This is a genomic window from Okeania sp. SIO2F4 (assembly GCF_010672385.1).
In the GTDB taxonomy this organism is placed as follows: Bacteria; Cyanobacteriota; Cyanobacteriia; order Cyanobacteriales; family Microcoleaceae; genus Trichodesmium.
Genome location: NZ_JAAHGT010000791.1, coordinates 1 through 4,633 on the forward strand (window position 1 = coordinate 1; position 4,633 = coordinate 4,633).

Below are 4,633 nucleotides of genomic sequence, written 5' to 3' on the forward strand. Positions count from 1 at the left end.
TTTTGACTTGAGCTGACAGCTGATATAGAATCCGGGTAATTAGTTATCGTATCGCGCTCGGAGTCAGGACTCAGGAGTCAGGACTCAGGAGAAATATTGGATTTGAACTATTAAATTTTTAAATTCGTATTCAATAGAACATCTGTATTAAGAGGAAGTAATGCATGCGATTACTGTATAACCGGATTTTATATGATAGCTGAATGCTTCAAGCTATATTATAATGCCACAGGTTGAATATTTAACTCAGTTTGCCACTCAGTTAAAGGCTTTTCCCAATTTTCTTCCCACTTTTGGGCAAATAATGGTTTAGCTTTGCTGCCCATCTCCCAACCTTTGGCGATCGCCTTAAGTAACTCAGGCAACTCTTCTGGTGTTAGTAGGGTTACCCCAATTAAACTATTAGCAATTAGCATTGTTGCTAGTGGATCGGGAAATTGAGCTAGATAAAATGCTTGTAAACCAATTTCACCTAGATCGGAAGTATCAAAACCTGTGATTATATGCCATATATCGTGGGTTTGACCAATGCGTGCGTTGAGATAAGTGACATCGGAGTCAATATTAACAGTAGTATACAAATCTTCTGCACTAAAACCCTTGGCTTTCATTGTTGAGGCATAAATATGTCCGAGAGATCCTTCGGGATATTGCAATAATTTATCTAAATTATGAGGTTTTGCTATATATCGTTGCCTAATCATTGCCAGTGCAGCATGATTATTTTGCAAATGTTTTACCACTAACTCAGAGGCAGGCATTTGAGTTAAAGCTGTCGCCATTTCTTCAACAGGTTTGAGACTTTCATCTCCAGCAAGCATGGCAAAAAAAGGCTTGGCAACTTTCCACAATTGCCAATAATTTGGCTGTGGAGTTGCTGTTTTAGGAAAAGGGTTGAAAGACAATAAGTTTGTGAGTTTCATTGGGTAAATCTCCAAGATATTTAGTAAATTAATTTAATTCGAGCGTTCGTTATAAAAAAAGCAAAAAAAAACTTTTTTCCAGCTTGGAAAGCCTATCCTCTGTTGTCTGTTAGGAATTTAGAGAAGATTTTTCGGGATATTTATCAAAATAAGTTATGAGCATTTCCATTAATAACGCCACTTGTTCGGCAAATATAGTTGAGTCATTTTTCCCCAGTTGGTCAACCAAAATCCCATCAATTGATACCGAAATAAATCGCGCCAATCTAAAATCCCTAATTCCTAAAAGTTCTGCGATCGCTTCCCTAGACTGCCGCTCGATTCGTTGAAATATTCTGTTATTCAGAATAGTTTCTACCTGACTATGTTGATAAAAATCTAACCAAATTGCCGTATGCTTCACGAGAATTTCCCTATTTTCTAGCAAGAGTTGACCCAATATTTCTATACGTTTGGGTAAAGTCTTTCGAGTAGCCATCGCACTGTTTAGCACCAGCACCTCCTGATGTCCCAACTCTTCCACCAATTGCTCAAACAGAGACTCCTTACTGGGGAAGTAGTGGTACAAAGCACCTGTGGAAATCCCTAAAGCTTTGGCTATCTGACGAATTGTGACATTTGCAAACCCTTTCTCAGCAAATAAGTCAAGGGATTGGTACAAAAGTTCTTTGCGGTATTGGTCAGCATCAACAACTTTAGGCATTTTTTTTATATCGAACGCTTGTTATAAATATAGCAAACTAAATATAGGGATTGTCAAGGGGTATTTAAAAATTTCCGCAAAAATCTTGTTAATTAAAAATTCAAAATTTAAAATAATTTTAAGGATAGTAGCCATAATATAGTGCTTTGCAGTAAGAATAATCATAAATAGACCTCTGGTGGAAAAGAGGGAGTAGGGAGTAGGGGCGAAGAGCGAATCGCCCGTACGGGAGTAGGGGGAAAGAATTGATGATTTCTACCCGATAATCGATTTGATTTTTGATTATCACGCCTATGTCTAATATAAAAATGGCTCATCTACTCTAAATTCTTCACCGGAATACATAGATTTGGGGTAGAACGTAGTTCCTAGTTATACTTTTACTTTGATTTACTTTGATTTGCTCTAACAATTAAATTTCTTTGAGGGAATATTGCTTCAGATAGCCCAAGATTAATATCTGACAACAATTAAAAATTAAAATTTTACTTTGTACTATTACAGAGTCGCCTCAATAATATTTAGTCGTTCCGTAGTTTTTTTGTGCCGATCGCTAGGATCTAATGCTTGGCCTATACAAAAAAAATTGATTTTAGAGCAGACCAATATATATAATGTAAGATTAAATCCTCTCCCCATCTCCTCTAAACCCTATCTCCCCATCTCCCCAAAAGGATACTCTATAAACTGGATTTAGTATTAGGAGTCAACAACCAGTCATAGGCCAAAAATATCTTAATATAGCACTACACAAATAGGGCACGGACATTGATAAATGCTCAAACTCATTCAGGGATTACTTATTACTGTTTTACCGAAGATGATACTATACTCTAATATTGTGGAACTAAAGTCTCAGAATTAGAGACAAAAAAATGAAGATAAAAAACTAATATAAGGCTAAAAAAATTAACATGAGACTTGACGAAGCAGTAGAATTTGCAGAAAATCCCGAACCTCGTTGTCCTTGTGTGCTATTGTTGGACACCTCCGCATCAATGACAGGCACACCTATTCAAGCTTTAAATGATGGGTTGGAAACTTTTAGAGATAATTTAATTACTGATGATTTAGCGAAAAAACGAGTAGAGGTTGCTATTATTTCCTTTGATAATCAAGTGAAAATTGTCCAAGAGTTTATCACTGCAGACCAATTTGAAAACCCAGTATTGACTGCTCAAGGACAAACTTATATGGGTACTGCTATTCACAAAGCTCTAGATATGATTGCTGCTCGAAAGTCAGAATATCGGAATAATGGTATAACTTATTACCGACCTTGGGTATTTTTGATTACTGATGGGGAACCTCAAGGAGAATCAGAAAGAATAGTGAAGGAAGCAGGCGATCGAATACAGCAAGAAGAAGATAACAAGCACGTTGCCTTTTTTGCGGTTGGTGTGGAAGGAGCAAATATGGATAAGTTGGGAGAAATAGTTCAGAGAACACCTTTAAAACTGAGAGGACTTGATTTTCGGGAAATGTTTATCTGGTTATCTGCTAGTATGCAGCAAGTTTCCCATTCTAAAGTTGACGAACAAGTAGCATTACCTCCTCCTGGATGGGGAGCAGTTTAATTATAGATGGGGTGATGGGGTGATGGGGTGATGGGGTGCTTACAAGGGTATGTTTTTTAAAATTATGCTCTTGGGTGTGAGAAGTTTGGGGAGAGGGGGAAGTGTGGGGGAAATTATGGACGATTTTTTTGCATAAAAAGACATACAGCAAGTTGAGATTTTATAATGAATCAAAGCGATCGCCTACCCCGCCAGTTAAAAACTTACCCCTGTAAGGGGATGGGTTGTATTGGAATATTTTTTAATCTTTGTCGTGTATCTCCTATATTCACGGACGACTCCTTACCTCAAAAATTTAATCCCAGGCAAAAATACCAAATGGCTTCTTATTCATCCCTTGATTTAACAATGCCGATAATTTAGTGTAGTGCAGCAGTAAAAGTTTAGTAAATTATTAGTTTATGTCAATAGAAGCACAAAGTCAGTGGCGAGTAGTATCGGTATCGGTAACAGGTACAAGTCACGAGAAACGGGGGCAACCATGTCAAGATGCACATTCTTGGCAGATTTTGCCAGAGGGAATTTTAGTTGCTGCTGTTGCTGATGGTGCAGGTTCAGCAAATTTGGGAGATGTTGGTGCTAAAATAGCTGTCGGTGTTGGAGTCAAAACTATTTCGGAACAAAAGCTGTTGCCAAAAGATAATATTGGTTGGCAGTTTTTGTTGGTTGATGCTTTGAGGGCAGCGAAAAATGCTGTTTTGTCTGAGTCTCAGGTGAGGGAGGTTGAAGCGCGGGAGTTAGCTGCAACTTTGATTTTGGTAGTGGCAACACCAGAATTAGCTATTGCTGCTCAAGTGGGAGATGGTGCAGCAGTGGTGGGAGATAGAGAGGAGAATATTTTTCCAGTGACAGCACCCCAAACTGGAGAACATATTAATGAGACTACTTTTTTGATTTCAGACCAAGGTGTGGAAACTGCTCAGGTAAAAGTCTGGTTAGGAAAACCTGTTCATTTGGCAATTTTTTCGGATGGGTTGCAAATGTTGGCTTTGAAAATGCCGATCGGGTTGCCTCATAGTCCGTTTTTTGCACCATTGTTTAAATTTATGACGGTGGTTACTGATGAGGAAGAGGCAACTAAGCAGTTGGAGGAATTTTTGCGATCGCCAAAGGTAACGGGGCGAACTGATGATGATTTGACTTTGTTATTAGCAAGGTATGGTTGAAATCAGTTATCAGTTATCAGTTATCAGTTATCAGCGCTAAGAATAGTTTCAAGTGGTTTTCATTTCAGTAAACCACTGTAGGGACGTTCGCATTTTTGTTATGCAATGTCCCTACGAGGATTTGGTATTAATTCTGATATAAAATCCGGATAATTACTATATCCAAGTCATTGCGACTAGAAACGAGTGGAAGAAAGCAATCTCAAGGGTTTAAGAGATTGCTTCATCTCGTCGCAATGACGACTTTTAATCTGGATTTGATAA

At 38.1% G+C, this 4,633-nt stretch carries 5 protein-coding genes; 3 read left to right on the forward strand and 2 right to left on the reverse strand.

Features of this window, described 5'->3' with window-relative positions:
* Positions 1 to 218: 218 nt before the first annotated feature.
* Positions 219 to 923, reverse strand: coding sequence for a Coq4 family protein (locus F6K22_RS32760; RefSeq protein ID WP_293107945.1), 705 nt, complete (start codon positions 921 to 923; stop codon positions 219 to 221).
* 109 nt (positions 924 to 1,032) lie between these two features.
* On the reverse strand, positions 1,033 to 1,626 hold the full coding sequence (locus F6K22_RS32765; protein WP_293107948.1) for a TetR/AcrR family transcriptional regulator: 594 nt from the start codon (positions 1,624 to 1,626) through the stop codon (positions 1,033 to 1,035).
* A gap of 914 nt (positions 1,627 to 2,540) precedes the next feature.
* On the opposite strand from F6K22_RS32765, the gene F6K22_RS32770 reads away from it, so the two are divergent.
* The 3 genes from F6K22_RS32770 to F6K22_RS32780 all read left to right on the forward strand — a co-directional run bounded on the left by F6K22_RS32770 (position 2,541) and on the right by F6K22_RS32780 (position 4,369).
* Complete coding sequence (locus F6K22_RS32770; RefSeq protein ID WP_293107950.1) at positions 2,541 to 3,203, forward strand: vWA domain-containing protein; 663 nt, start codon at positions 2,541 to 2,543, stop codon at positions 3,201 to 3,203.
* A gap of 165 nt (positions 3,204 to 3,368) precedes the next feature.
* Positions 3,369 to 3,566 (forward strand): hypothetical protein, encoded by a 198-nt coding sequence (locus F6K22_RS32775; protein WP_293107953.1) that lies wholly within the window; start codon positions 3,369 to 3,371, stop codon positions 3,564 to 3,566.
* A 38-nt stretch (positions 3,567 to 3,604) separates the two neighbouring features.
* Entirely contained in the window at positions 3,605 to 4,369 is a 765-nt protein-coding gene (locus tag F6K22_RS32780) for a PP2C family serine/threonine-protein phosphatase (protein ID WP_293107956.1), read from the forward strand.
* Positions 4,370 to 4,633 lie beyond the last annotated feature (264 nt).